Raw genomic sequence first — 4,839 nt, forward strand, 5'->3', positions numbered from 1 at the left:
CGCCGGCCTGTCCGCCCTCGCGGTGATCGGCCGCTCCTCGGCGGCCGCCCCCGCGCCGGCCGAGGAGGAGGTGACCGCCCGCCAACGGGTGGAGCAGGCCGTCCGGACCGTCGCGGACGAGGCTGCCGTCGGACTGCCCGAACCCTGGGCGCAGGCCGTACGGGAGACCGCGGTCCGCGGGGCCGCCCGGCTCCCGGAGGCGCTCGACGAGCTGGCCGTGACCCTCGGCGCGGCCGTCCCCGCCTCCGGCGCGAAGCCGCCCCGGCCCGCCTGGTGGCCGGCGGCGGTACTGGCGCAGGCCGCCATGACGCTGGTGCAGGTCTTCGGCGGGCTGTGGCTGGTCGGGCAGATCGCCGGGGTCCTGGAGCCGAAGCTGCTGCCGCCCGTGCTGTTCATGGTGGCGGGCATCATCGGCGGGCCGCTGGTCGAGTGGGCCTGCTCGATCGCGGCCCGAGGACCGGCGCGCAGGTACGGGCAGGACGCCGAGCGGAGGCTGCGGCAGGCGGCGGCCGGCTGCGGACGGGCCCGGGTGCTGGAGCCGGTGGCGGCCGAGCTGCTGCGCTACCGGGAGGTCCGGGAGCAGTACGCGACCGTCTCCGCAGGGGGGACGAGGTTGTCCACAACCCGCCAGTAGTCCACAGGCCGGAGCGGCCGGTCGGGGTCCCGGGCCAGCATGGTCGTACCTCGTGCGGAGGGTCCGCGCGAGCCGTACGGAACGTGGGGAGGGCGGCCGGGATGAACGACACCCTGGTGACGCTGGTGGGGCACGTGGCGACGCAGATCGACTTCAAGGAGACGCTGACCGGCCCGTCGGCGAGGTTCCGTTTCGCGGTGACCCCGCGGTACTTCGACCGGCGGACCGAGGCCTGGACGGACGGTGCCACCAGCTTCTACACCGTGTGGGCGCGACGGGTGCTGGCGGTGAACCTGGCGAGTTCCGTCTCCGTGGGGGAACCGCTGGTGGTGCACGGGCGGTTGCGGGTCCGGGAGGGGCCGCCGGACGGCGAAGGGGCCCGCTGGTTTTCGGCGGACATCGACGCGATCGCCGTCGGACACGACCTGAACCGCGGAACTGCGGCCTTCCGCAGGGTGGTCAAGACGGAGACCCCGCTGATGGGCCCTCAGAAGGCGGCGGTGGTCTGAGTGTTCGATGAGGCTAGGATTCCCCGGTATTCACGGGCACCTGGGTCTATGGCCCGAAGGGGAAGACTGTGTCGATTGCTGTTCCCGCGTCCTGCGCGTCCTTCGAGTCCCGCGCCGCGTCCACGGGCGGACCGGCCTCCGCTCCGGCCGCTTTCCGGTCCCCGTCCGGTTCCCGATCCCCGGGCGGCCGCGGGCGTGGGGGACGGCGTGCCTGCTCCCGGCGGCGGGGCCGTCTCCGCCGCCGTGGCGAGCGCGGTGCGCGGGGGCGCGCGGCGGCCGCTGGCGGTGGCCCTGCTGGCCGCCGCCCTCACCGCCGCCCCGGGCGCCCGGGCCTCGGCCGACTCCGACCAGGCGGTGTCCAGTGCGGCGGCCGGCGGTGCGAGCGCCGTGCTCGACGGCCTGAAGACCTACGGCCAGGCCGTCCTGCACGCCCGGGACGGCTCGGTCCGGCAGATCCCGGCCGGGCTGTACGAGATGCGGGTCGACGGCGGCGGCATGCTCCAGACGTACGGGGTCGGCGTCGCGGGCAACGCCCAGCCGCAGGCCCGCTACACCGAGAGCGGCTGGGGCGGCAGCCCCCTCGCCGCCAACGGCGAGGCGGGCGGCCGGATCCGCTGGGTGCTGGAGCACTCCTACCCGCAGCACAACGACCTGGCCGGGCTGGCGAAGGCGGCCGGGGCCGGAGCGCTGACGGCGGAGAGCGCGGCCGCCGGGACCCAGGTGGCGATCTGGCGGCTGGCGGAGGGGGCGCAGGTCGAGGCCACCGACCAGGCGGCCGAGAAACTGGCCGACTACCTCCAGCGGGAGGCGGGCCGGCTGCCGGAGCCGCCGGCCTCGCTGAGGCTGGACCCCGGCCGGGTGACCGGTTCGGTGACGGGGCCGACCGGCACCCGGCTCGGCCCCGTCACGGTCCGTACCGGCGCGCAGAGCGTGTCCGTCACCCCCGACGCGGCGGCCGTGGCCATGGGGGTGCGGGTGGTCGACGCCGACGGGCAGCCCGTGACGTCCGCGGCCGACGGCAGCCGGCTGTACTTCGAGGTGCCCCCGGGCACCCCCGACGGGACGGCCTCGGTCACCGTGCAGGGCTCGACCAAGGTGCCGGTCGGGCGGGTCTTCACCAGCGGGATCCCGGACGAGGCGCAGGTCGTGGCCGGCTCCAGCGAGTCGGCTGCGGCCGCCACCGCCACGGCGGTCTGGCCGCAGCCGCCGGCCGGCCCGGCCGGGAAGGTGGGCACCCTGGCCGGGAGCGCCGAGGTGGTTCCCGCCGCGCCCGCCGGAACGGAGACGCAGTCACCTGACGAGGAGCGGCTGGCCGTCAGCGGCAGCTCCGCCGCCACCCCGGTGATCGCCTCGCTGGCGGTGGGGCTGGTGGTGTTGGGCGGGATGGTGGTCCTGCTGCTGCGCAAGCGGCCGCTGGAAGGAGAGGAAGGGGAGATGGAGGGCTGAACGAGGCTGAACGAGGACCGCGGCGCTTCATGACGGCGGGTCCCGGGTAAGCGCGGGAAATGGCAGATCATGATCAAGCACTGACCTGGCGGGGCACCGCCGCGCAATGGGACCGGCGGCTGTTCGACGCCGTGGCCCGACGGCACTGGCCCGCGGGCGAGCGGGTGCTGCCCGCGCTCGGGCGGGCCGCCAACCACGGGGTGCTGTGGGGCGGGATCGCGGCGGCGCTCACCGCCCTCGGCCCGCCGCGCACCCGCCGGGCCGCGCTGCGGGCGGCCGCCTCGCTGGCGCTGGCCTCCGCGACCGTGAACTCCGTCGGCAAGTGGTCCGTACGCAGGCCCCGGCCGCTGCTGGAGGGGGTGCCCCTGGTGCGGCAGCCGGCCGTGCCGCCGTGGACCACCTCCTTCCCGTCCGGGCACTCCGCCTCGGCCTTCGCGTTCACGGCCGGGCTGGCGCTGGAGTCCCCGGCGTGGGGGGCCGCGGTGGCACCCCTGGCCGCGTCGGTGGCGTTCTCCCGGGTCTACACGGGTGTGCACTACCCCTCGGACGTGGCGGCGGGCGCGCTGCTCGGGGTGGCGGCGGGATTCGCCGTGCGCGGGCTCGCCCGGAGCGCGCAGCGGGCCAGGGCCGTCCCGGGTGACGAACGGCCGGCGGCCGGGGTGCCCGCGCTGCCGGACGGGGACGGGCTGACGGTCGTGGTGAACACCGGCGCGGGCACGGCCGGGGCCGCGGTGCTCGGCGTCCTGCGGGACCGGCTGCCGAAGGCGGAGGTCGTGGAGTGCGGGGGCGAGGCGCTCGCGGCGGAGCTGTCGGCCGCGGCGGCCCGGTCGGCCGTGCTCGGCGTGTGCGGGGGCGACGGCACGGTCAACGCCGCCGCGACCGCCGCACTGCGCGCGGGGGTGCCGCTGGCGGTGTTCCCCGGGGGCACCCTGAACCACTTCGCCCTCGACCTCGGCCTCACCGGCCCGGAGGACACCTGCCGGGCACTCGCCGAAGGCCAGGCGGTCCGCGTGGCCGTGGGCCGCTTCACCCCGACCGGCTCAGGCTCAGGCTCCGACGCCGGCTCCGGCTCAGGCTCTGGCTCCGACGCCGGCTCTGGCTCTGGCTCCGGCTCCGGCTCGGGGGCGCGTGGCGGGGAGGGTGGGTACTTCCTGAACACCTTCAGTTTCGGCGTCTATCCCGAGCTGCTGCGTCACCGGCTGCGCTGGGCGCCGCGGATCGGGGGCGGGCCGGCCGCGGTCGCGGCCGCCTGGCGGGTGCTGCGGGCCGAGCGGCCCGTGCGGCTGACGCTGGCCGGGCGGCCCCGGAGCGCCTGGCTGCTCTTCGCCGGCAACGGCACCTACCAGGGCTCCGGCCCCACCCCCCGCCGCCGCGAGGGCCTCGGCGAGGGCCTGCTCGACCTGCGCCTCGTGCACGGCGGTGGCCGCCCCGGCCCCCGCCTCCTCGCCGCCGCCCTCGCCGGACCGCTGACCCGCTCCCCGGCCCACGTGGCCATCCGCGTGCGCCGCCTGCACATCGCGGACATCCCGCCGGGCACCCCCTTCGCCTATGACGGCGAATACGCCCGCGCCCCCGCCGCCCTCGTCCTCGACACCCTCCCCGACGCCCTCGCCGTCTACCGCCCCCGCTGACCTCACGGGCCGGCCGGACCCGGCTCCACCCCCAGGTCGGCCCGCATCACCCCGCGCATCCCGATCCACTGGTCGTTGGCCCGCAGCAGCATCACCCGTATCTCCTCGAACACCTCCTCCGGCGAGGTGTCGGCCTCCTCCAGCCGCATGACCCGGTCGTACGCGTGGGCGAGGGACACCGCCATGGCGTCCAGCTCCGCCAGGACCGCGTCGGAGGCGACCATCTGGGCCTCGGCGAAGGTGGCGTGCATCGCGTGCCGGGCGGCGTCCAGCGAGGCCCGCGCCTCCGGGGTGACCTCCCCCTTGTGCACCCGCCACAGGTGGTTCATCAGCTCGACCCGGTACCGCCGGTAGCCGGCGTTCGCCGCCACGTAGCACTCCCGCTGCTTGTCCCGCTCGGCCACCCGCTGCTCGCGCGCCCACTGGGCGTCGGCCGCCCGCTCCTGCCGCTCGAACTGGTCCGACTGCGCCCGCGACAGCAGGCGCTGCGACAGGACGGGGGCGAGGAGGGTCCCCATCACGGCTATCGTCGTGCCCGCGAGCGCGACCAGGGTGCTTTCCATTGCTGCTGCGTCCTCCGAGGGGTGCGGACCTGACCGGAACCGGGCGCCATCCTGTC

The 4,839-nt window shown here is 76.7% G+C and carries 4 protein-coding genes and 1 pseudogene; 4 read left to right on the forward strand and 1 reads right to left on the reverse strand.

All coding sequences use genetic code 11. The features are described 5' to 3' along the window. The 4 genes and pseudogenes from VR44_RS29860 to VR44_RS29875 form a co-directional block, all read left to right on the forward strand. Positions 1-634, forward strand: a pseudogene (locus VR44_RS29860) (ATP-binding protein); the annotation flags it as partial. A 101-nt stretch (positions 635-735) separates the two neighbouring features. Next, complete coding sequence (locus tag VR44_RS29865; RefSeq protein ID WP_045950740.1) at positions 736-1,143, forward strand: single-stranded DNA-binding protein; 408 nt, start codon at positions 736-738, stop codon at positions 1,141-1,143. Positions 1,144-1,350: 207 nt separating this feature from the next. Continuing rightward, positions 1,351-2,589, forward strand: coding sequence for a thioester domain-containing protein (locus VR44_RS29870; protein WP_245692486.1), 1,239 nt, complete (start codon positions 1,351-1,353; stop codon positions 2,587-2,589). Between the two features lie 59 nt (positions 2,590-2,648). Beyond that, positions 2,649-4,220: a bifunctional phosphatase PAP2/diacylglycerol kinase family protein gene (locus VR44_RS29875; protein WP_045950741.1), complete on the forward strand. Its 1,572-nt coding sequence runs from the start codon at positions 2,649-2,651 to the stop codon at positions 4,218-4,220. A 2-nt stretch (positions 4,221-4,222) separates the two neighbouring features. Here the strand turns inward: VR44_RS29875 and VR44_RS29880 are convergent, their stop codons facing one another. Continuing rightward, positions 4,223-4,783, reverse strand: a complete 561-nt coding sequence (locus tag VR44_RS29880; RefSeq protein WP_045950742.1) for a hypothetical protein — start codon at positions 4,781-4,783, stop codon at positions 4,223-4,225. Positions 4,784-4,839: the final 56 nt, after the last annotated feature.

The organism is Streptomyces katrae, assembly GCF_000966975.1.
GTDB classification, from domain to species: domain Bacteria; phylum Actinomycetota; class Actinomycetes; order Streptomycetales; family Streptomycetaceae; genus Streptomyces; species Streptomyces katrae.